The organism is Paenibacillus bouchesdurhonensis, assembly GCF_900155685.1.
Classification (GTDB): Bacteria; Bacillota; Bacilli; order Paenibacillales; family Paenibacillaceae; genus Fontibacillus; species Fontibacillus bouchesdurhonensis.
Window position 1 is genome coordinate 1,897,889 of the sequence record NZ_LT732548.1, and the last position, 23,924, is coordinate 1,921,812.

18 protein-coding genes, 1 pseudogene and 1 CRISPR repeat array are annotated in these 23,924 nt (G+C 46.7%); of the genes and pseudogenes, 14 read left to right on the plus strand and 5 right to left on the minus strand.

Annotated elements, in window-relative coordinates; all coding sequences use genetic code 11:
• Positions 1-63 precede the first annotated feature (63 nt).
• Positions 64-1,028: a CRISPR direct-repeat array (repeat unit 32 nt; unit sequence GTCGCATCCCTCGCGGATGCGTGGATTGAAAT).
• 153 nt (positions 1,029-1,181) lie between these two features.
• Entirely contained in the window at positions 1,182-1,313 is a 132-nt protein-coding gene (locus CZ379_RS26955; RefSeq protein WP_267890490.1) for a hypothetical protein, read from the minus strand.
• 195 nt (positions 1,314-1,508) lie between these two features.
• On the opposite strand from CZ379_RS26955, the gene CZ379_RS12875 reads away from it, so the two are divergent.
• Together CZ379_RS12875 and CZ379_RS12880 are read left to right on the plus strand one after the other, a co-directional pair.
• Positions 1,509-2,651: a hypothetical protein gene (locus tag CZ379_RS12875; RefSeq protein ID WP_199925597.1), complete on the plus strand. Its 1,143-nt coding sequence runs from the start codon at positions 1,509-1,511 to the stop codon at positions 2,649-2,651.
• A 76-nt stretch (positions 2,652-2,727) separates the two neighbouring features.
• Positions 2,728-2,955 (plus strand): hypothetical protein, encoded by a 228-nt coding sequence (locus tag CZ379_RS12880; protein WP_110931989.1) that lies wholly within the window; start codon positions 2,728-2,730, stop codon positions 2,953-2,955.
• Positions 2,956-3,062: 107 nt separating this feature from the next.
• On the opposite strand, the gene CZ379_RS12885 is transcribed toward CZ379_RS12880, so the two are convergent.
• From CZ379_RS12885 to CZ379_RS12900, 4 genes are all read right to left on the minus strand, one after another.
• Positions 3,063-4,301: a response regulator transcription factor gene (locus CZ379_RS12885; protein ID WP_199925598.1), complete on the minus strand. Its 1,239-nt coding sequence runs from the start codon at positions 4,299-4,301 to the stop codon at positions 3,063-3,065.
• Complete coding sequence (locus CZ379_RS12890) at positions 4,298-6,211, minus strand: cache domain-containing sensor histidine kinase (RefSeq protein WP_110931990.1); 1,914 nt, start codon at positions 6,209-6,211, stop codon at positions 4,298-4,300. Before CZ379_RS12890 ends, CZ379_RS12885 begins: the two co-directional genes overlap by 4 nt.
• Positions 6,201-7,205, minus strand: coding sequence for a substrate-binding domain-containing protein (locus tag CZ379_RS12895; RefSeq protein WP_110931991.1), 1,005 nt, complete (start codon positions 7,203-7,205; stop codon positions 6,201-6,203). Before CZ379_RS12895 ends, CZ379_RS12890 begins: the two co-directional genes overlap by 11 nt.
• A gap of 206 nt (positions 7,206-7,411) precedes the next feature.
• Complete coding sequence (locus tag CZ379_RS12900) at positions 7,412-8,401, minus strand: ArsR/SmtB family transcription factor (RefSeq protein WP_110931992.1); 990 nt, start codon at positions 8,399-8,401, stop codon at positions 7,412-7,414.
• Between the two features lie 368 nt (positions 8,402-8,769).
• Between CZ379_RS12900 and CZ379_RS12905 the strand changes: the two genes are divergently transcribed.
• From CZ379_RS12905 to CZ379_RS12955, 12 genes and pseudogenes are all read left to right on the plus strand, one after another.
• A complete protein-coding gene (locus CZ379_RS12905; RefSeq protein WP_110931993.1) occupies positions 8,770-9,099 on the plus strand; it encodes a hypothetical protein in 330 nt (109 codons plus the stop codon).
• A 148-nt stretch (positions 9,100-9,247) separates the two neighbouring features.
• Positions 9,248-9,394: a hypothetical protein gene (locus tag CZ379_RS26200; RefSeq protein WP_199925855.1), complete on the plus strand. Its 147-nt coding sequence runs from the start codon at positions 9,248-9,250 to the stop codon at positions 9,392-9,394.
• A gap of 165 nt (positions 9,395-9,559) precedes the next feature.
• On the plus strand, positions 9,560-10,951 hold the full coding sequence (locus tag CZ379_RS12910) for an arabinan endo-1,5-alpha-L-arabinosidase AbnB (protein ID WP_199925819.1): 1,392 nt from the start codon (positions 9,560-9,562) through the stop codon (positions 10,949-10,951).
• A gap of 876 nt (positions 10,952-11,827) precedes the next feature.
• Positions 11,828-13,011 (plus strand): annotated as a pseudogene (locus CZ379_RS12915) (IS3 family transposase).
• Between the two features lie 809 nt (positions 13,012-13,820).
• Positions 13,821-15,308, plus strand: a complete 1,488-nt coding sequence (arfA, locus tag CZ379_RS12920; RefSeq protein WP_110931994.1) for an arabinosylfuranosidase ArfA — start codon at positions 13,821-13,823, stop codon at positions 15,306-15,308.
• A 169-nt stretch (positions 15,309-15,477) separates the two neighbouring features.
• On the plus strand, positions 15,478-16,809 hold the full coding sequence (locus tag CZ379_RS12925; RefSeq protein WP_110931995.1) for an ABC transporter substrate-binding protein: 1,332 nt from the start codon (positions 15,478-15,480) through the stop codon (positions 16,807-16,809).
• A gap of 160 nt (positions 16,810-16,969) precedes the next feature.
• Complete coding sequence (locus CZ379_RS12930) at positions 16,970-17,863, plus strand: carbohydrate ABC transporter permease (RefSeq protein WP_110931996.1); 894 nt, start codon at positions 16,970-16,972, stop codon at positions 17,861-17,863.
• Between the two features lie 3 nt (positions 17,864-17,866).
• Positions 17,867-18,700: a carbohydrate ABC transporter permease gene (locus tag CZ379_RS12935; RefSeq protein ID WP_110931997.1), complete on the plus strand. Its 834-nt coding sequence runs from the start codon at positions 17,867-17,869 to the stop codon at positions 18,698-18,700.
• Between the two features lie 478 nt (positions 18,701-19,178).
• Positions 19,179-20,561: an ABC transporter substrate-binding protein gene (locus tag CZ379_RS12940; RefSeq protein ID WP_407668667.1), complete on the plus strand. Its 1,383-nt coding sequence runs from the start codon at positions 19,179-19,181 to the stop codon at positions 20,559-20,561.
• A gap of 120 nt (positions 20,562-20,681) precedes the next feature.
• Positions 20,682-21,569, plus strand: coding sequence for a carbohydrate ABC transporter permease (locus tag CZ379_RS12945; RefSeq protein ID WP_110931998.1), 888 nt, complete (start codon positions 20,682-20,684; stop codon positions 21,567-21,569).
• A gap of 27 nt (positions 21,570-21,596) precedes the next feature.
• Positions 21,597-22,439, plus strand: a complete 843-nt coding sequence (locus CZ379_RS12950) for a carbohydrate ABC transporter permease (RefSeq protein ID WP_110931999.1) — start codon at positions 21,597-21,599, stop codon at positions 22,437-22,439.
• A 59-nt stretch (positions 22,440-22,498) separates the two neighbouring features.
• The gene (locus CZ379_RS12955) at positions 22,499-23,902 is read left to right on the plus strand and encodes an arabinan endo-1,5-alpha-L-arabinosidase (RefSeq protein ID WP_110934359.1); all 1,404 of its coding nucleotides are present in this window, start codon (positions 22,499-22,501) and stop codon (positions 23,900-23,902) included.
• The last annotated feature ends 22 nt before the right edge of the window (positions 23,903-23,924 follow it).

Consider the following 23,924-nt stretch of genomic DNA (forward strand, 5'->3'; position numbering starts at 1 on the left):
CTATTATTAGTAATTTTATTCTTGTATTTGCGATTATGGGGCCATTATACCCTAAAAATCGCTGTCGCATCCCTCGCGGATGCGTGGATTGAAATCAAAAAATTCCCGGCTATATGTGATCTCAAAATTAGTCGCATCCCTCGCGGATGCGTGGATTGAAATCTCCTGTACCGATTCAAATCAGCGGCGTAATTGAGTCGCATCCCTCGCGGATGCGTGGATTGAAATATTAAATAAGCCATGGGTTATTCCATGGCTATGTCGCATCCCTCGCGGATGCGTGGATTGAAATATTCCGCAATGACCATCGACCCAATACCATTGCGTTGAGTCGCATCCCTCGCGGATGCGTGGATTGAAATTCTAAGCTGCTCCTCGTCTTGCATTTCTATATAAGTCGCATCCCTCGCGGATGCGTGGATTGAAATCGCTATGCGTGTGGGTAACCATTGGAATATCACCGTCGCATCCCTCGCGGATGCGTGGATTGAAATTAGACCTAATACTAGAGAGCGTGGCGAATTCCCTAGGGTCGCATCCCTCGCGGATGCGTGGATTGAAATTTTTTAGCAGGGAACAGAATTGATCCCAAGTAATGTCGCATCCCTCGCGGATGCGTGGATTGAAATAAACCGTGGATAGTGTTGAGAAAATCTATATCGTCGCATCCCTCGCGGATGCGTGGATTGAAATTACGTGGCGAAGAATTAAATGCAGTATTTGAAGCTGTCGCATCCCTCGCGGATGCGTGGATTGAAATCTGTACCAAGCGACCCCGTCGGTAGAACTCAATTAAAGTCGCATCCCTCGCGGATGCGTGGATTGAAATCTTCTCTGGATAAAGGGATGCCAAGGATTCTTGTAGTCGCATCCCTCGCGGATGCGTGGATTGAAATAGATCTAAGATCGAAAAGGATCCATCATACGAAAGTCGCATCCCTCGCGGATGCGTGGATTGAAATGCTGATCGAGCAGGAATATAGCTTGTAGCTCTTGGTCGCATCCCTCGCGGATGCGTGGATTGAAATACATCACGATATGCGCTGGCGCTGGTAGGTGGTCGCGTCGCATCCTCGTGGATGCGTGGATTGAAATTTCGCGGATTGTGTAGTCTAGTTCGTTGTAATCGGTCGCATCCCTCGCGGATGCGTGGATTGAAATTTATTCTATAGTAGATTTTATTACCCATTTTCAAGCGCTTCGTTTGCGATTTCCTTCATGACAAAATAGTCATCTTCAAATGAATCAGAATCATATTCTTGAATCTGTCTTAGTACTTCAATAGTGATTTCAAACATTTTTTGTTCAATCATGAGTCCCCTACTTCTTAAAATATGTACTTAACCCTAAAAATGATATTTTGTTAAAAGGTGCAATTTATCGTTGTGAAATTAGATAAATATGGTATTATGATTGCGTCGGCCGACATAGTATGATAAATGGAGGGAAGTCAATGAAGTCTATTTAAGTGGATACTCAGTTTATCGTTATTAGTACTGATAGCGCCTTTGCATCCACAAATAACTTCTGCTGCTGATAGCGACCAAGACACTTTAGTCTATAATTTAGATGACTCATTTGCCTCTGTTATTGACTCTGTTTATACTATTGAATCCCACTTAAGCACTCCAGGTAACATGGTTATTTTTGAAGGCGGTGAAATTAATAAGCTTCCACTTTATAAGAGTATTTTTCAACCAATGAACATACCACTTTTTTTGGAAGATGATGAATTTAAGGAAATTAACTCTGATGCCGTTTCAAATGAGCAGGATGCAACTATTAATGGCGAAAAAAACATTATTGTGCCAACAAAGACTACCTTGATAGTGCTTTACAATGCCAATGGAAAGATAACAGTCTTACAAAATGACGAATCAATTGATGAGTCTGCCAGCAAGATCAAGTCCTTTAAATCTTTTGTAAATACTAATGGTCAACAAAAACTTATTAATGATTTTAAAGATGATATGAATAGTCTCTTCTCTAAAAATTCTATTTCTCCTGCTAGTTATAGTATTGCTGCTACACAAGGTGACATATTGACAAGCATTCGAAAAACCCTGTCTGTTAATGGAAGTTATACAGTAGTTGGCGGTTCTACGGTCAGCTATGTGGCAGGCAAAGCTGTCACTGACTATATACTTTATGCTAACAGTAAGGGGACTCACTTTTATGTTTTAGCTGATTCACAAATTTATCCTGCGGGTGTGGCTGATAATAACAATGCTACTTGGACGACAGGTTATAAATCCAATATTAGAACGAATTCCAGTACAAACTCATTGATAAACTGGTCTCCAAATACAACTGGGCTTAGCCTAGACAGCAATGATCAGTTTCAAGTAGGAATCTCAGCAAGTACAACAGGTATTGAGTTGAGTTTCAGCTATACATGGAATGGTACTTCTAATGTAAAATTAGAGTCTACTGGAAGTAAAACTTCAGGACTAACAACTGAATATATTTATAAAAACAACGGAAATGCTATCGCCTCCAGCACTTTTACAACGGGGCATGGTGCCTTAATCCAAGCAACAAACAAAGTTCTATCATTCTCTGCAAGCCATCAGTTTAGAAATGAGAATGTTTATTCTAATGGAAGCACTTGGTACTCGACAAACACAACAAACCTTTCATATAGTTTCTAATCATTAAAATTACTCTCTCTCCTATCTATTTATTCATGGTAGGAGAGTTGTACTTTTCTTTTGGGAGGATTTACAAATGAGAAAATTGTTTCTTGGATGTACATCTATCGTATCTTCGGTAATTTTTTTATGCACGGGATTCTTAATCTCTGCACTTAAGTCAGTTGACCGTTCTGCCGATATCAACAGCGGAGCCTTTAGATATAGTATCTTTAATATCCATATCAGTTGGTTTATAATTCCTGTTATTCTTTTCATATTTGGCTTATGGCTTGTATATTTGAGTCAAGATGCAGAGAAATAATTATTAGAAGCGTAATTTGCCCATCTTTATTGCAATATTCTATTTTTGTAGGGTGCCATAGACCTGCGCTGCATCCCTTGCTATTTAAGCATGTAGAACAAAGGGCGCTACTCATCCTGAGCAGCGCCTCCTTTGCGATATTGCAGGGGGGAAGCTCCGGTGGTGCGTTTAAACGCTGTGCTGAAATAATGCTGGGTTTCGTAGCCGACCTGTCTGGCGATTTCGGCAATGGTTAGGTCGGTGCCGTTAAGCAACTGGGAGGCCCGGCGAATGCGGATTTGTGTCAGGTAGCTGTTGAAGGAAGTGTCCAGCTCCTGCTTGATCATCCGGCTTAAATACACTGAAGAGGTTTGAAGCTGCTGGGCCATGGACTCCAGGGTTAGCGTGCAATCGCCGTAGTGCTCCAGCAAGTACTGCTTGGCTCTACGCACCAATGGGGAAATGGCAGTTTCCTTCAGCACAGAGGATTTGCATTTGCGATAGACGGCGGGCATGGAACTGACATCGGCTTCACCTTCAGTGAGATGGATATCGACGGCCACCTTCAAGTAAGTTCGCACGGACGACTCGATTTGATGGAAGTCGGCATCGGCCGTGAGGCTCCATAGCAGCACCACAATGACACCGAACGGATCGCGAAAAATAACTTTCGGATAGGAAGTGAGCAGCTCGGCAGCAATGTTCTCGATAGCGAATAAATAGAGCTGGCGCTCACTTTCTTTCATCAATGGCTGCGGGGCAGCCGACTCACGCAGGCGAATCATGCCGAGCAGGTTGGGGGCTGTCACAGGCAATCGAAGAAAAGACAGCTGCTCCACAATTTCCTCCTCTGTCATGCTGCCTTCCATCCATTCCTGGCAGAAGCGCTCCCGCAGCAGGGGATAGCTCTTCGTAATTTGCCGGGAAGCGGTTTGCAAATGCTGCTGCTGAATGGCCTCTTCCTCCAGTTCATCTCTGACCTGGCGCAGTACCTTCTCCAGCTGCGCCGGATTAGCGGGCTTCAGAATATAGTCCTTTACTTGGAGGCGAATGGCCGTCTGGGCATAGCTGAACTCGTCATGACCGGTAATAATAACGATTTTGCAGTCAGGCAGCTCCTCGCGGACATGCTTCATCAGTTCAATCCCATCCATGATCGGCATATTGAGATCGACGAGCAGAATGTCGATCTGATGCTTAAGCGCGAGCTCCAGCGCTTCTTCTCCGTCTTCCGCCTCCGCGACGACATCCAGCCGAAGCCTCTCCCACTCAACGCTCTCTCTAATGCCTTCCCGAATGATGAATTCATCGTCGGCAATGAGCACCTTCCAAGGATACTTTATGGAAAGAGACGGTTCATTTATCATTTTCGATCAACTCCGTTTTGATTGTAATTGTCCCGGATGAGCGGATGGATTACCGTTACTGTCGTACCCTCGCCCAGTGTACTATCCAGGCTAATCCCATACTTGTCGCCAAAAGTAAGGCGAAGTCGGGCCTGTACGTTCAAGATGCCATATCCTTTCTTTTCTTCGTCCTGCCCCACGGCTCCAGCGGTTAGGTTAGCCCGATCCCCCTCGGGGGATTTGGCGGCACCAGGCTGATCTTCGGAGCTAGCCACCTGCTCCAGAGCGCGGCGAAGAGTGGCGAGCTGTTCTTCCGTCATGCCTTTGCCGTTATCGCGAATCGTCATCACTAAATCGCCGTCTTGCTCATTCGCTTTAACTTCGATGACACCCGACCCGCGGCGTTCTTTGATCCCGTGATAAATCGCATTTTCCACAATCGGCTGAAGAATCAGCTTGAGGACGCTAAGCTCCTGAACCTCCGGATCAACCATAAGCACATAATCTAATTTATTCTGATATCGGACATGCTGAATTTGCAAGTAGCTGCGAATATGTTCGATTTCATCGGATAATGGAATGATGACGTTGCCTTTGCTGAGTCCGATCCGGAACAGCTTTGAGAGCGACTCTGCCATTTCGGCGATATCTAGGGCACTTTTGCGGCGAGCCATCCAGTGGATCGTGTCCAGTGTATTGTACAGAAAATGCGGTTTAATATGCGCTTGAAGACTGCTTAACTCGGCCTCCCGCTTTTGTCGCTCCTGCCTTTCAGTCAAGGAAATGAGCCGATTGATCTGCAGCAGCATTTCATTGAAGCGACGGCCCAGCAGGCCAATCTCGTCCGAGCGATCGCCCCAGTAACGAATCGTTAAATCCCCGGACTGAGCCTTTTGCATGAAGGACATCAACTGTCCAATCGGCCTGGAGATCGAGTGGGCTAAGTAGAAGGATGCTGTCATCCCAAGAAGGCAAACGACAAAGACGAAGCTGACGACATAGAAGCGAATTTCCCGAATTTCTAGAATGGAATCCTCGGTAGCGAACACGCCGACCGTCGTCCAGTCCGTAAACGGGGATACCCGGTAAATAAATTGCAGCTTCCGCCCGTCGACCTGATGGGAATATGTGCCCGAGCCGTCCTTATTCAGCCATTCCAGCGGAATATGCTCAATGTACGGATCGGGAGGAGCATAGATGAGCTCGCCACTGCTGTCGATCACCGTGAGGTAGCCGGTTTTGCCGAGCCTGACGTCCTGCGCCGTTTCCGCAATGACTCTCAGCTTCAGATCGATTAAGACAACGCCTTTTACCTGTTGTGTATCAGGATCGAGGATTGCTCTCACCGCTGAGACCACTTCGCTGTTCTTGTAATTGACATGATTCGTGACATTGCGTTCGTTTGGATGACCGACGATTTTGAATATCCCTTTATTGCGGACAGCTTCCTGATACCACGACTCGCGGGTCAAATCGCTGCTTGTCCGTGCGTACATTTCGTTGCTGATATATTCTCCGCCGCTGTTGACGACCATGATGCCGGCGACTTCGGAATGAAGCGTCGTGAAGCCCTGCAAAAACTTCCGTATGTCATAATGATCGTCCTCCTGGACATTCCCTTGCACGGAGTTCAGCTCAGCTTCAGGCTCAAGAAAACGCTGGACATCGGGATTAAAGGCAATGAGGAACGTCATGTTCTGCAAATTCTCTACATACGTTTCAAGGGAATCGTTGACCTTGCCGATAAGCTGCAGCGTGTTATTCGTAACCTGGCGATCCAGAACACGATCCACCGTCCAGTGAATGAGGAACCCAAGGCCGATGGACGGAAGAATGCTGATGAGCAGAAAATGAACAATCAATTTATAGCGGATCGGCAAGTTATTGAACGATAATTGGCGCGCCCCGGCCGATTTAAATTTATTTCGCATAGTAATCATCCACATTATGCCGCGTTACAACGGTTATTCCGGTATCTACCTGTTCGGGAACGGGCGGGGTGCCCGGAATTTGCGCCGTGTTCAGATCGTGTCCCAAGGAGAAGAGAAAGTGCAGCGACCAGTAGCCCATATTCCAGGTGCCCTGGGCCATCGTAGCGGAAATGTCGCCGCTCTTCACGAGATCCAGCGTGCCTTTATCGGTGTCGAAGCTAATAATTTTCGGCCGCTGACCCTCGCCAATGTTCAGCTCGCGCACCGCTTCGGCAACCCCGATGCCGCCGTTCGCTTCCGTAGCGAATATGCCGGTGATCTCCGGATAATCCCGCAAAATTTCCTCTGTCGATTGCCTCGAATAAATTTGATCCCCTTTGCCATTCTTTACAGCAACGACTTTCATTTCCGGGTAATCCTTCTGAATCGTAGCTAGAAAACCATCGGTTCTGTCCTGGTGATTTTGCTGGTTCGGCGTAGTGACGACGGCGACTTGGCCGCGTCCGTTTGTCAGCTCCGCCATTTTTTGCGCAGCTCGAACCCCCGAGGAATAATTATTCGTGCCTAGAAACGAATAAGCTTTGCTTCCAGGGGCGTCGGAATCGAAGAGGACGACGGGAATACCAGCATCGACCGCTTTATTGATCGTTTCCGTCAAGTCGGCGGGATGAATAGCTGAAATCGCGATGCCCGCTGGTTTCTTAGCGATAATTTGCTCCAGTACCGTAATTTGCTCATGAACATCGCGCTGCGTCGAGCCGCGATATTCCACGGATACATTGAGCGCCTGTGCCGCGTCCTCAAAGCCCTTCAAGCTGCTCTTCCAATAGTCGATCCCCATTTGGAAGGTGACCATCACATATTTCTCATCTATTTCGCCGCGCAAGCCAGCGGTTCTCCACTGCTCATTCAGCTGACTTTGAGACCTATAATCCAGCACATACAGCAGAAAAAAAACGATCAGCAGCAAATATACGATCCAAATCTTCTTCACGCTGAAACCCCTTTCAAATCACAAGCTTGGACAACATCATACTACGAAATGCCGCCGAAATATATCCCTTTCTCACAAAGAAGGCATGTTTGGTAATGCACCGCAACGAGAAAAAGACTGTCTCTAGCGCAGAATTTCATCTGCGGTTAAAGACAGCCTAGGGCTGAATTGCGTCTTGCGTTGTATAGGTGACGCCGAAACTCCATTTACTCCTTCGTCGCAACCTTTACCGCTTCATTCGCTTGTTTGCTCTCTCTGCTGGCTCTCGATTCTTTGTTCTCGATTTCATGAACATCGTACAGTACCCGGGCGAGCAAATCCTGACTATAGTTGCCAAAATGCTTGCCATAGATCGTTAGACCCCTCTTGTTGACTGGCTTGTCAGTAACAGCGATTCTGAAAGTCAGCTCGCTTTTGTAATCAAGCTCGATCTGATCGATCGTGACATCTGAAATGCGGCACCCGTCAATAAAGCTGCCCTCATGATTTATGCGGATCAGCTTCAGCATGCCGTACTGATTCAAGTGGGGCGGCCACCAGTCAGGGTTGAAGGTTCCCCGTGCATCGCCGAAATCGCCTGGACTCGTCCAGGAGCCGATTTCGATTCCGTTGACGTAGAAATAGATGTCGGACGGATAATTATCATTGAAGCCAGGCGCCTCCGAACTGAGCTCCATTGAGAATTGGATTTCACGGAATGTCTGATTTGGCTTCAAATAGTTAGGAATCCGATATTCTAGAAATCCGTCGGCGAGCCAAATGATTTCCGAGTCGATACGCTGTGGATCAGCGAAATAGCGAGGGTCATCAAAGTCGCCGATAATGCTGTCTTTCGTAGCTAATCCGCAGGTAGGTACCGCTTGATAATCGCTGTAGTGTCCGACCTGAATTTCGACTTCGTATAAGTTCTCGACATCCTTACTGCGCAAGTCGACCATTAACTTGTCTTTGTTCAAGTAACAAATCTTCTGAATCCCGTGCTTGCCTACCGTCGTGTTGATTTCGATAAGACCGCTCTCCTCGAGCTTGCGGATGTGCATCGTAATAGCCCCGTTGCTTAAATTGAGCTTATTAGCCAAATCATTCAGATTCAAGGATTGATTGTTAGCCAACAGCTCGAGAATCTGAATTCGAATTTCCGAGCCTAACGCTTTGAATATATCGATCCCACTCATTAGATCTTTAATATAGATCATCTACCGTACCAGCCTCCGAAAAAAAGATTTCATTTCCGTTTGTTTCAAACAATTATAAACCAACAATTCTGAAAATGAAAGCAATTAATTAAATAATGTAATATTAATGCATTATCATACATATATTACCACATTAATCCAAGACTATTTTAGATTAATGTGAAGTTACTTTGGGGTGCGGCAAGTTAAAAGCGACGAATTATGATTATTATTTGCTAATATCAGCAACGTAGCGAAGTGATTTCATATAAATATAAAAAGATTCATAAAGATATGTTTACATTGAGTTTTCTATATGCTATTTTATAGCTGTAAACGGATTCATTGGGGAGAAATGTAACCAGTTTACAATTGAGTGAAACAAGGGAATGGTTCGAAGGAATGGTTCGAAAATTTATGTAGGGAAATACGCGGTCACCAAAAATACCGGTATAGGGAACATAGAGGCAGCGCTTGTAATGATCCTTATCCATCGAGATCGTGGTTCCGCTATATTTTTTTGCAGTGATTGGGGCTGGATCAACACGCATTTCCTTTTTATTGTCCCGTCTTTATTCGGGCACGGGCTGAAGGGCGCGCTATTTGTGCTGATTTTTATCCAGTTTTATAGGAGGATGCCGAGCGTGCTGGAGGAAGCGGTGAGAATCGACGGAGCTGGCGTTCCGGACGTATTGGAACATCATGTTTCCTTTGGCTAACCGTCCATGCTGATCGTGTTTTTGTTCTCGGTCGTCTGGCATTGGAATGACAGCTTAGCCGAATACGTATTTGATGGTTCCGAGCTTCTATAATTTGACGCAGTGGATGGCTGTATTCTACGGTACAAACAATTAGACGGCGGAGACGATGTCGCAGATGTCGTCCTCTTCCATCGGCATGGCGCCGACGGGGCTCAATCAAGTGATGGCCGCGGTCATTTTGACGATACTTCCGATTCTGATCCTGTATTTGTTCGTTCAGCGTCATTTTGTGGAGAGTGTCGAGCGTTCGTGAATCGTTAGCGAATAATTCATGCTACAATGAACTGGAGGGTTACCATTGAAAATAAAACTAGCCATTGGATTGACAGCCATGCTGCTATTAACATCTTGCAGTGAACAGGCTTTAACCGGTTTGCCTGAAGGGGCTGCCCCAGGAACTGTTGAAGGAGGCGGAAAAATGCTGGCAGAGACGGGGGAACGGGCTGCCGAAGAAGCTCCAAAGTTTAAAAACGCATCGGTTCATGATCCGTCCGTCATTAAGGTGGAAGATACTTATTATGTCTTCGGTTCCCATTTGGCGGCCGCGAAGACGACCGATTTCATGAATTGGACGCAGATCGCTTCGGGTGTGCACGACGGAAATCCCTTGATTCCTAATGTAACTACCGAACTGGCGGAGACGCTGGAATGGGCGCAGAGCAATACACTCTGGGCGCCAGACGTCATTCAACTGCCGGATGGGCGCTTCTATATGTACTATAACGCCTGCAAGGGGGATTCCCCGCTGTCGGCGATGGGCGTCGCGGTTGCAGATGATGTCGAAGGGCCGTATAAAGACTTGGGGATTATGCTCAAGTCGGGTATGTGGGGGCAGCCGAGCGAGGACGGTACAGTGTACGATGCCACCGTTCATCCGAACGTCGTGGATCCTCACGTTTTTTTTGATAAAGAAGATAAGCTGTGGATGGTGTACGGCTCTTATTCCGGGGGCATTTATATTTTGGAGATGGATCCCGAGACCGGGTTCCCTTACCCAGATCAGGGCTACGGCAAAAAGCTGCTTGGTGCGAACCATAGCCGAATCGAGGGGCCTTATATGCTGTATAGCCCGGAGACCGATTATTACTATATGTTCCTGTCGTACGGCGGCCTTGATGCTATTGGGGGCTACAATATTCGCGTCGTGCGCTCGAAAGCGCCGGACGGCCCGTTTGAGGATGCCGAGGGGCATGACATGACCGGTGTAGGCGGCCCGGCGGGAACGTTCTTTGACGATGAGGCGATTGCGCCCTATGGTGTGAAGCTGATGGGCAATGTGGAATTCGGTTATGTGGAAGGAGAGACGCCTGGGGTGGGGACGGCCTATGTATCTCCTGGGCATAATTCCGCGTATTATGATGAAGCGACTGGAAAGTATTATTTGATCTTTCATACCCGGTTCCCGAACCGGGGGGAGAGCCACGAGGTGCGCGTCCATCAGATGTTCATGAACGAGGAGGGCTGGCCGGTTGTCGCGCCCCACCGCTATAGCGGGGAGACGATCGGAACGTATGATGCGGCGGAGCTCGTCGGCGATTACAAGTTCGTCCGCCACGGCAAGAACATTACGGCGGAGGTTAAGGCATCCTCGCTCATTCATCTTGCGGCTGACGGCAAGGTCACCGGGAGCGAAACGGGCACATGGCGCTTCATCGGCGACCATCGCCTGGAATTGAGGCTGGACGGCAGCGTATTTCGCGGTGTGTTCCTGCGTCAGTGGGATGGGGGAACGCTGCAGAACGTTGTGATTTTCTCCGCGCTCTCCGAAGCCGGAGAAGCCGTCTGGGGGAGCCGCGTGGCGTTGAAGTAGCAGCGGTTCGCAGTTCGCAGCGCTGAGAGAGCAACCTTGCCAGCTTGCTTGGCATTAAAGTAGTTTGAGCGGCGTTGCAGGATAGCGGGCTGTGTGGCTTGGGGAGTAGGCTGTATGGTGTTGACACAGTAGCTGTGTGGCTTTGGAGGAGTAATCTAAATGATGTTGAAGGGCTAGCCCAGGTAGCATTGAAGTAGTAAACTGCATGGTCGATGAGGAGTAGGCTGTATGACCGTTGGGGGAATAACGATGCTTGATCTTGTGGAGGCTTGGGTGCTTGTCGGCTCAAGAGAAGCACTTAAAGCACTCCGGTAAATAGCTCAGCTGATCGAAAGCTTTGTATGACTTAGATAGCTGCCGACCATACGGCCGACAATCCTCTTTAATATTCTATTCAATAAGCCTTTGACCAATTTGGTCAGGGGCTTATTGCTGTCACAAGGCTTATTGATCGTGCAAGTGCTTAATAGAACCTATAAAGAAAAGTTGGAGAAAAGCGCGAAATAGTATCTCCGTTGTTGAAGTCACTGGCTAATTTTAAACAGGGTTAACTCGAATAAATAGGGCTCTCGATTCCAATTTATACTAATTGTATTTCATACATCTAGAATGACGATTTTTACGCTGAATGTACAACTAACTGTATTGTCTGTATTTAGAATGGGAGTTTAGGAGGAGTAAGACATTTAAGGCACAATCTAGATGTGGGAAATGCAGTTAGTTTGTAAAAATGACCTTATTAACACCCAAATAGATGCACTAAATACAGCTAGTTTCTGAATATGTCAGTTAGTCCGAGTTCATCTGCAACTAGAATAAAAAGTGGACAGTCCTTAAGTGAACCTAGATAATAATCCTTAAGGGAGAGATGTCCGGATGGAACGTAATAGTTACAGTGAAGAGTTTAAGAAGCAGACAGTGAAGTATATTTTAGAGCAAAGTAAGTCCATGCCGCAGTTGGCCGAAGAACTCGGTATATCTGCGGGTGTGTTGCACAACTGGAAAGCACTTTACCGCGATGAAATCCAGCTGGAATCTTTAGTCACACCGGAGAGAGTGCGTCAACTCGAACAACAACTGCGTAAAAAGGAACTGGAGAATCAAGAGAAGGAGCGAGAAAATCAAGATCTCCAGGAAGAACTCGCTATATTAAAAAAGGCGCTGCACATCTTCAGCAAAGAAAGGAATTGAGATTCCAATTCATTGAAGAACATCGCTCCGAGTTTTCGGTGGAGAAGATGTGCAAGGTTTTACAAGTGTCTCGGAGTGGCTTCTACAAGTGGCAAAAGGCATTGCCTAGCGAGCAGAAACTTCGAAAGGCGAAGGTTCTGGAGAGAGTCAAGTATCATTTTCATGACTCCGGGGAACGCTACGGCAGTCCTAAGATTACCCGAATGCTGTGGAAAGAGCGTATCCAGATCGCGGAGCGCACAGTTAGCATCTACATGAAAGAACTGGGGTTGCGTTCTTGTGTCTCCCGTAAATTTAAGGTGCAGACGACCGATTCCAATCATGACTCACCCATTGCTCCCAATGAGTTGAACCAGAACTTTGCCGTATCTGAACCGAACAAAGTGTGGGTGGCAGATATTACCTACATCCCCTGCCGAGAAGGACGGCTGTACTTGGCTAGTCTGATGGATCTGTGCACACGCGAGATCGTGGGTTGGCGGCTTTACGGCCGGATGACAACAGAACTTGTCTTAGATGCTCTAGAGGCCGCATATGATGCGAAAAAACCAGGTAAGGGATTGCTTCACCATTCCGATCGCGGTTCACAGTACGCATCGAAGGAGTACCGTGACAAGCTGGAATCGTATTCCATGAAGGTTAGCATGAGTCGTAAAGGGAATTGCTATGATAACGCTTGTATCGAGTCATTTCACAGCATCTTGAAAAAAGAACTCATCTACAGAACGAAGTTCAAGACCAAACAACAGGCTTACGAGACCATTTACAGGTACATTGAATTTTTCTACAACCGCAAACGAATCCACAGTTCAATCGGCTATGTGTCGCCGGTTCAATTTGCTGCGCAATTCAAGAAGGAGACGGCGTAAACTTTCACTTAATAGGTGTCCACTTTCTTGACAGAAGTCCAATCCCGCCCGAAGCGGTTCAACCACAAAGTAACAATCCCGCCACGAAGCTACCTTCGATTACAAAGTAACAATCCCGCCACGAAGCTACCTTCGATCACAAAGTAACAATTCCGCCACGAAGCTATGTCTCGCCATCTAACTTCATTCCACACCGAGTATGGCCTACTATGTCCAACGATCGATCGTATCCAATGTCCAATCTCATAACTATATACGGCCTTATGCGAGGAAGTGTCAGCCACCAGCCATCCGCCACCAATCACCAGCCATCCGCCATCCGCCACCAGTAACCAATCGCCAATCACTAATCACCAGTCACCATCCGCCAATCGCCGGCCGCTAGTCGCCAGCCGCCTGTTGGTGGTGTTGTACTGTATGATATCGGTCAATCAACCAATCGAATAATAGACAGGGGATTCTGCATGGATATTCACCACAACATCGCATCGCGCCACCATCGCGGCTGTCCTCTCATTGCTAAAAAATACGAATATCTTAGCGTATATATTATATATTTATATAAAATTAATAGGGAGATTTAAAGGGTTGTTATACTAATCTACGTCATATTCTGCTAAATCCAAAATTAGTTTCATATAATTATAAAAAGATTTAGGTTAAATGATTTACATTCCAAATTCTATATGTTATTTTATATTTGCAAGCGGATTCATTACAGTATTATAAAAACATTTTATGTTTAATTGAAACGGAAGGTGAATAACTTGTCCACAACGTCAAGGTCAGCATCAAACCAACGGGCACGTATGGTCGTAGACAAAGCATTCAAAATCTCAGAAGTAGACAAACGTATTTACGGTTCCTTCATTGAGCATTTAGGACGAGCGGTGTATGGAGGGATTTATGAACCGTCCCACTCCGCCGCAGATCATTTAGGGTTTCGCCAAGATGTGAAAGAGCTTGTACGGCAACTGGATGTGCCTATCATCCGCTACCCGGGAGGAAACTTCGTTTCCGGTTATAACTGGGAAGACGGGGTAGGGCCGGTGGATCAGCGGCCGAAGAGACTTGATCTCGCCTGGCGAGCGCTTGAACCGAACGAGGTAGGCACGAATGAATTCATGAGCTGGGCGAAGGATGTAGGCTCCGAAGTGATGATGGCTGTTAACCTTGGTACTCGGGGTGTCGACGCGGCCAGGAACCTTCTGGAATACTGCAACCATCCCGAAGGCAGCTACTGGAGCGATTTGCGCCGCAGTCATGGATATGAGCAGCCGCATAAGGTCAAGACCTGGTGTCTTGGCAACGAGATGGACGGCCCCTGGCAAATCGGACAGAAGACACCTGTCGAATATGGCCGCTTAGCTTATGAAACGGCTAAAGCGATGCGCCTTGTCGATCCCGATATTGAGCTCGTATCCTGCGGCAGCTCGGCTACATCCATGCCGACCTTTCCGGAGTGGGAAGCGATTACGCTGGATCATACTTACGATGTGGCTGATTTTGTCTCCCTGCACCAATACTACGGCAACAGAGACAATGACACGGCCAACTATCTTGCGCGTTCGATGGATATGGAGCATTTCATCCGCACTGTCGTCGCCACCTGCGATTACATCAAGGCCAAGAAACGCAGCAAGAAAACGATGTATTTAAGCTTCGACGAATGGAATGTCTGGTATCACTCCAATCAAGCGGATCGGGAAATTGAGCCGTGGACTGTAGGGCCGCCGCAGTTGGAGGACATTTATAACTTCGAGGACGCTCTGCTCGTCGGCAGTATGCTGATAACACTTTTGCGGCATGCCGACCGGGTGAAGATGGCTTGTATGGCGCAGCTGGTCAATGTCATCGCGCCGATTATGACCGAGAATGGCGGAAGAGCTTGGAAGCAGACGATTTTCTATCCTTACATGCATGCATCGATTTATGGCCGAGGCACTTCACTGCAGCCTGTCGTCGACTCTCCGGTTTATGATGCGCAGGATTATACAGATGTCCCTTATTTGGACAGCGCCATCGTATATAACGAGGCGGAAGAAGAGCTGACGATCTTCGCTGTGAACCGTCATTTGGAGGAAGCGCTAGAGTTGGAGTGCGATGTGCGCGGATTTGAGGGCTTCCGAGTCATCGAGCATATTGTACTTGAGCATGATGATCTTAAGGCTGTGAATACTGCTAATGAGGAAAAAGTGAAGCCGCATTCGCGGGGCGATGCCGCAAGCCAGGACGGCTACGTGAACACCCGTCTGTCCAAGGCTTCCTGGAACGTCATACGACTAAAGAAGGCTTAACCAAGCCCACAGATTGCCATGCAAAAACCATGCCGAAATAAAGCGTAGCCACTGGATCATGGCATAAGCAACCGTAACCGCCGGATTTAGTTGGATGTATAAATGTATTTATGCTTGCCTAACTTCTATGATCTGCACTTAAAAACTTAATTTTTTAAGGAGGTCAGCTATGAAGCAAAGATGGTTTATTGTGCTTGTCGTAATGTCAATGACGCTGATGTTATTCGGATGCGGACAATCGTCCAAGAGCGCGGGAGGAGAAACGACGGTTCTTGACGGCGGGGCAGGCGAAGGGGCAACGGAATTGTCCTATTGGACATTCGTGGAGCTACACGGTCAACATTTTGAGAAGATGCTTGGAAAATGGAACGAGGCCAACCAGGATCGACAAATCAAGTTGAATGTGACAGTAATGCCTTATGATGACATGCATAATAAACTATCGATTGCGGTACAGACGGGGGTTGGGGCCCCGGATATCGCAGACATTGAGCTAGGCAAGTTTCCGGATTTCCTGGCAGGGACTCCCCAGTTGGAACCTTTGAATGATGTGATCGATCCGTATCGTGACACCATCGTGAAGTCCAGGATCGATCTGTACAGCAAGGACGGCCAGAATTACGGTGTGCCTACCCATGTGGGCGCCTCGGTCGCGTTCTACAATACGGAAATTTTAGAGCAGGCCGACGTTGACTACAAGACGATCGAGACCTGGGAGGATTTCAAGCAAGCGGGCATTAAAGTGTATGAAGCGACTGGAAAATATATGGGCACCGCAGATACAAGCGCAACCTGGCAAGCCTCTATGCTGCTTGCGCAGCAAGGCAGCGATTTCACGGATGATGCCGGCAAGCCTGTCGTTAATTCAGAAGCCATGGTCAAGGGGCTGGAGATTCTAAAGGATTTGCAGGACAACAATGTCACTGCCACGATTGCTGGAGGACAGCCGGATACGGAAGAAGCCTATGGCGAATTTAATGCAGGCAACTATGCAGCCGCCTTTATGCCGTTATGGCAAATGTCGAGGTATACGAACTATATGAAGGACTTGTCCGGCAAAATCGCAATCGCACCGATTCCCGTCATTGAGAAAGGAATGCCGCGTTCTGTGGGAGGCGGAGGTACGGGAACGGTAGTGACGAAGAAGGCCAAGGATGTCCAATTGGCCAAGGATTTTCTGGCGTTCGCGAAATTGTCGCTGGACGCCAACCAGGAAATTTGGAATACACTTGGCTTCGATCCGGTCAATATGGACGTCTGGGACATGCAGGACGTCACGCATAATCCAGAGAATCAGTTCGTGCAATATTTTCAGAATAATCCCTTTGATGTCCTGAACGAAATCAAGAGCGAAATCCAGCTGATCAAGTCGACTTCCGCGACGCCAACGATCAACAATGTTCTATGTACAATCACATTTAACGAAATATTTGAAGACGGCAGAGATATAAAGGAAGCCCTAAATGCAGCTCAAGCGCAAATTGAACAAGAATTGAAATAGCAATCGCCAAAGCTATTGTAAACGTGATCGCAATTGCACTTGCACCTCATACGCAACTATGCAACGCAAGCATTCGCATTTACATTGGCTTATTCATCAATTCGTGCGGGCTGCTCTTTACAGGGGCAGCTTCCGCTCAATTTCATAAAGGAGTAGTGCGATGATTAAAAAAATTCTCTACTCGCAAAAAGTCGCTCCCTACGTTTTTGTGCTGCCTTTTATCGCTGTATTCTTATTCTTTTGGGTTTATCCGCTGGCCAGCTCCTTCGGCATGAGCTTTCAGAAAATACAGCTCGGACAAGAAGCCAGCTGGGTCGGCTTCAGCAATTACGAGAAGCTGATGGGCGACGGCGTATTTCTCAAGGCTGTAATGAACAGCGCCACATATATGGTGCTTACCTTAGCCGTGCTAATACCTTTTCCTATGCTGTTTGCAGTACTCATCAACAATAAATTCATGTGGGGGAGAGATTTCTTCAAATCCTCCTTCTTCTTCCCCGCATTGACCTCAGTCGTCGTGGCGGGAACGATCTTCAGGCTGATGTTTGGAGAAATGGAAGGCTCTTTAATCAACAGCGTGCTAGGATGGTTCGGGATCGGCCCCGTCAAATTCCTAAAGGGGCAGGTTACCGGATTCGTCGCCCTGGTATCGCTAGCAACCTGGAGATGGACAGGGGTTAATATGCTCTATTTCCTGGCAGGCCTCAAAAATATTCCCGACGAATACTATGAAGCCGCCTCGATTGACGGAGCATCGCCCTTTCAGAAATTTACGAGGATTACGATGCCTCTATTAAAGCCTACCACAATCTATGTGCTGACGATCAGCATATATGCGGGCCTCGCGATGTTTATCGAGAGCATGATGCTGTGGAATGGCAATAACTCGCCAAAGAACATCGGACTGACGATCGTCGGCTATTTGTACCGGCAAGGAATCGAGAAGAACAATCTGGGGTACGCAGCGGCCGTTGGCATTGTGCTCCTGGCGATCACGATGATCATCAACCTGACGCAGCTGGCCTTTTCTGGAATGTTCAAGAAGGAGGACTGACGAATGAGCAGGGATATTTCGATCAAAATCATCCTCTTCGCATTTTTTGCAGGTTTGTGTGCCTTGATTCTCATTCCTTTCTATGCGGTTACGATAGCTTCCTTCAAGCCTGGCGAGGATTTGATTCGCTACGGGCTTAACTTGAGCTTCGACCTGTCGGTCATGAATTTTGATAATTTTATATATTTATTTACCGGCAACCATGCGTATTTCACCTGGTTCTTTAACTCGCTGCTGCTGACGATCGTTCAGGTCGTACTGACTCTACTGGTTAGCGCAACTGTGGCTTACGGGTTCTCGGCCTATGAATTCAGAGGGAAGAACCTGCTGTTTCTATGCGTGTTATTAATTATGATGGTGCCGTTTGAAATATTGCTCCTTCCTTTATATACATTGACGAACAAAATCGGCCTTATGAACTCTTATTCGGCAATTGTGCTTCCCGGCGTGGCCAGCGCTGCGACGATCTTCTTCTTCCGGCAGTATTTAAGAGGGGTTCCCAAGGAGATCATTGCAGCAGGCAGGGTAGACGGCGCCTCGGAGTATGGGATCTACATGAGATTGATCTTGCCTGTCATGAAACCGTCCTTTGCTGCTATGGCGATCTTAAATGGCATGAATAGCTGGAACAATTTCCTTTGGCCGTTTATGGTGCTCAGCGATGCTGGGAAGTACACGCTTCCGATTGGCCTTAAGACGCTGTTAACGCCTTATGGGAATAATTACGATTTATTAATCGTCGGCTCGTTTTTCTCGATTATTCCTATTTTCATTTTGTTTGTAGCTTTTCAAAAGTATTTTATTGATGGAATGACGGCTGGAGCGGTGAAGGGCTAATTATAAAATAAAATAAAAGAATGGCTGATCTCCTGATTTTTTCACAGCACCGATAGGTGCTTTTTCTTCATATTCCCTAAATTCAATATCCAAATTCCTTTTTTTTGTTTTACATAAGCATAAATAATTGATGTAAACAACGAATAAGAGCTATCAATTGCTATAGAAAAACCGCCTGCAGAATAAAAAAGGATAGTAAAATAATTCTATGTATTATATATTTATATAAAACTAATAACGAAATAACGGGGGTGAATCGATGGTTATAGGCTATTTATAGCCCGAAAAGGAATTAATTTTATAAAACTATAAAAAGATTTAGATTTTATTGTTTACATTCGTTCTCCTATATGTTATTTTATATTTGCAAGCGGATTCATTCAAGTCTTACAAAACCATTTTAAGTTTAATTAAAACTGGCAGCGGATTAACATTTATATTTCATATAGTGTTAAATCAATATTCATTAGGAGGGTTTATGGTGGTCAAGAAAAAAAGTTGGTTTATGCTAGTTTCGCTCATTTTCATCCTCTCTACCGTGTTAGCGGCCTGTGGAGGCAAAGAGAACAGTGAAGCAGGAAGCAGCAACGGGGGTTCCGGGAAAGCCACTGAGACGAAAGAACTGACATTTATGTACCGTGGGGGTACCGACGAGCAGAAAGCGTATACAGAAGTCGTCAAGAAATTTGAAGAGGATCATCCTGGCGTCAAAGTAAAAATGGTCGTTACAGCAGCAGACCAATATGCCACGAAGCTGAAAGCAGCGATCACGGGTAATAAGGTGCCTGACGTGTTCTATTTTGAATCGGGCGACTTGAAAGCTTACGTGAATAGCGGCATTCTTAGGAACCTCACGCCTTATCTGAACTATAGCGAAGACATTAATCTCGATAACATTTGGAAATACGGTGTGGACTTATACCGCTACGATGGAGAAATGGCTGGACAAGGCGATATTTATGGCATGCCGAAGGACGTTGGTCCATTCGCTTTAGGATATAACAAGACGATGTTTGAAAAAGAAGGAATTCCTTTCCCGGACAATGACGTTCCGATGACTTGGGATGAGTTCATCGAAGTCAATAAGAAGCTGACGAAGGATACTAATGGGGATGGAAAGATTGATCAATATGGGACAGGCTTTAACGTGAACTGGGTATTGCAGTCTTTAGTCTGGAGTAACGATGCGGACTGGATCGATGAGACCAAAACCACAGTAACGATCGATGATCCGAAATTTGCGGAAGCGCTGCAGTTCTTCGCTGACATGCAAAATGTTCATAAAATTACGCCTTCCGCTGAAGATGCGCAAACATTGGATACCTACCAACGCTGGATGAAAGGTGAGCTTGCTTTCTTCCCGGTAGGACCTTGGGATATGAGTACTTATGAAGGACTTCCGTTTGAATATGATCTAATGCCTTACCCTGCGGGTTCGACAGGCAAATCGGCCACTTGGATCGGATCGCTTGGAATCGGGGTTTCGGAGAAAACGAAGTATCCAGAAGAGGCAGTTGCACTAGTTAACTATTTGACGGCGTCGAAAGAAGGCATGGAAATGCTGGTCAACGCCAAGGTGCAAATTCCGAACCTGATTGATATGGCTGAGGAGTGGGCTGCGGATACTTCGACTAAACCGGCAAACAAACAGGAGTTCCTCGATATCGTTGGAGATTATGGCCGAGTGCTGCCGGGTCACTACACTTATAATGCCGAATGGTACAACTTGTTCTTTACAGATATTCAACCTGTGATTGACGGTAAAATGACGGCTGAGGAATATGTGAAGCAGCAGCAGCCGAAGATGCAGAAGCTTCTGGATAAAGCGATTGAACAGGAGCAAAAATCGAAGAATAAATAATGAATCTGCAAGTTTAGTATTGTATTAATCCAGTATGCAAAATGATGTTAGTCACTGAGGTTACTATACAAAGGGGCTAGCATCATTTTCATTCTGGCATCCGAAATAGAGGTGAACCGCATGAAAACCAAATCAAATCTCTATCGAAAAGAAAAATTATATGGATTGTTGTATGTTTCTCCTCCTGTTCTGGGCTTTCTGCTATTTACTTTGTTCCCTGTAGCGTATTCATTTTACGGTTCGTTTACGGATTGGGACGGTCTGGGGCAAATGGACTTCATTGGACTAAGCAACTTCAAGGATTTGCTCACGGATGAGCTGTTTCATAAGGCAAGCTTCAATACGATATATATGATGATCGGAATTCCGATTGGTATCCTACTAGCGCTGCTGCTTGCCCTCGGTCTAAATCGGGGCATCCCAGGAACGACAACGTTCCGGGTTATTTACTATGTACCGGTCATTTCTTCGCTGGCAGCGATTTCGATTATGTGGAGCTGGGCGTTCAACGGGGACTATGGACTAGTGAACCAATTCCTTGAGTTGTTCGGCATTAAAGGCCCTAACTGGCTGATGAACAAGCATACGGTCAAGCCTGCACTCATTATGATGACGGTATGGAAAGGCCTTGGCTACACGATGCTCTTGTATTTGGCCGCTCTGCAAAGCGTTCCGCGTTCCTATTATGAAGCGGCTGAACTGGACGGGGCTAACGGCTTCGCCGCCTTCCGTCATATTACTTGGCCGATGGTTAAACCGGTCACCTTTTTTATCGTAGTAACGAACATTATCGGAGGATCGCAAATTTTTACGGAAATCAACATTATGACTTCCACAGGGGGGCCGGAATATTCGTCGGCATCCGTCGTATTTTATATTTGGCAGAAGGCCTTTAGTAACCTGCAGATGGGTTATGCCTCCTCCATGGCAGTCGTTCTGGGCGTATTCATATTTATTGTGACCCTGATTCAATTCAAAATGAACGAAAAATCATCCTTTGATATTTGAGCATGAGGGAAAGGAGAGAATATGAATATGTCTCATTCGACTAGAATCAAACTGACGAACACGATCATTTTCATCGTCTTGGCGATCGGAGCCATCTTTATGATTGCACCGCTCCTATGGATGCTATCTACTTCTATTAAACAAAAAATGGACGTATTTGCTTTGCCTCCGGTGTGGATACCCAGCAATCCGCAGTGGGGCAAATATTTAGAAATATGGGAAGCTGGCCCGCTCCTTAGCGGGATTAAGAACAGCGTAATTATAGCGGTTTCGGTCACGGTTGTCGGTACATTCACCTCAAGCCTGGCTGCATTCTCGTTCGCTAAGCTTAGATTTCCAGGCAAGAATCAAATATTTCTTATGCTGCTGTCGGCTATGATGATTCCTTATCCCGCGGTGATGATTCCGCAATTTATGATGTTCTCTAAAGTGGGCTGGATTGATACGTTGCTTCCGCTTATCGTCCCTGGTTTATTTGGCAACATCATTATGATTTTTTTCTTGCGACAATATTTGATCAGTATCCCGAATGAGGTTATTGAAGCGGCCAAAATAGATGGCAGCTCTTACTTCCGACTGTTCTCGGTCATCACGTTTCCGCTGATTAAGCCGGCTGTGGCCGCTCAGCTTATTTTATGGTTTATGGGAATATGGAATGATTATTTGGCACCTATTATTTATTTGAGCTCTCCGGAAAAAATGACGTTGCAGCTTGTGATAGCCAACTTTAATGCAACGTATGCCATACAGACGGATTACCCGCTTATCATGGCGGCTTCCGTTATCGCTCTGCTGCCGGTGTTGATCATCTTCCTCGTGTTCCAGAAACAAATTATCGAGTCTGTCGCGATTTCTGGAGTCAAAGGATAAGCGGGGCTGCAAGGCGGTGTATTCATATGAAATTTCCAAAAAAGGCGGTGCTGCTAGGAATGTCCATATTATTGCTTGTCGGCGCAATGGGCTGTGCTGGAAAGGGGACGCCGCATCCGACATTTCCCGATCCCCCGGATGCAACGGCAATGTACGATACGTCTGTGCTTCACGCTGAGGAGAAATGGACGATCAATAATGCCCATGATCCAGGCATTATTAAGACAGATGACGGCTACTATGTATTCTCGACGGATGTGAAGGTCGGGGGCGAGCCAAGGCCAGGGGTGATGGTTCGCAAATCCAAGGATCTTGTTCACTGGCAGTGGGTCGACTATGCTCTGCCAGGTATTCCGGAAGAAGCGGGAGCTTGGTCTGGCGCGGTCAATCTATGGGCACCCGATGTCGTAAAGCACGGTGACGAATATCGGCTCTATTATTCCGCTTCCACGTTTGGCAGCAGGCAATCCATGATTGGCATGGCCACCTCTAAATCGATAGAAGGGCCTTGGGCGGATCAAGGGGCTGTGCTTAAAACGAGAAGCGAGGATGTGCTGAACGCCATCGATCCCAACATTATTACGGACGCCGAAGGGCGCATGTGGATGGTCTATGGTTCTTTCTTCGGAGGAATTCATATCATGGAGCTTGATCCCTCTACAGGAAAACCGATCGAAGAAGGATTCGGAAAGACATTAGCTGTGCGAGATCCTATCACCGAGGATGGAGCGGTTGAGGGTCCATATATTATCTATAACGAGAAATTCAAGAAATATTTTTTGTTCGTCTCCTATGACTCTTTATTCGAAGATTATAACGTGCGAGTCGCCCGTTCAGACAGCATTACAGGGCCTTATGTCGATTATAATGGCCGGGAAATGACAGATACGGAGTTCGAGCCGCAATATGAGGTCGGCAATAAAATTCTCGGCGGTTATAAATTCGGCGAGGATGAGGGATGGATTGCGCCTGGCCACAATTCCGTTCTTAAGGATGGTGACGATTATTATATCGTTCACCATGCCCGTGGAGAGGTAGATAAACATTGGTCATACCTTCACATCCGCAAAATTTTATGGACAGAGGACGGATGGCCAGTCGTTTCGCCGGAGAGATATGCCGGAGAGAAGGAGCAGGACATCCCGGAAGCGCTGATTGCCGGAGAATGGGAACGTATTGAGATTGATCCGTTTATCGATGGAATGGTAGAGTCCGACCCTCTTACCTTACATCCGAGTGGGAATCTGGAAGGCAGGCGTGGCAAGGGGACATGGACATTTGACGGACAGCGGACGCTGAGCCTCACCTGGAATGATGTTCAAGAAGGCGAAGGGCGTAATTGGAGTGTTCAACTGCTTCCTTCATGGGATTGGGAGAAAGGCATTCAAACACTAGTGTTTACCGGATTGGATGAACGTGGAATTTCAATCTGGGGCAAGCAAGAGGCCCATACAGAGAGCTGAGCTTGCCCCGGACTTAATAATA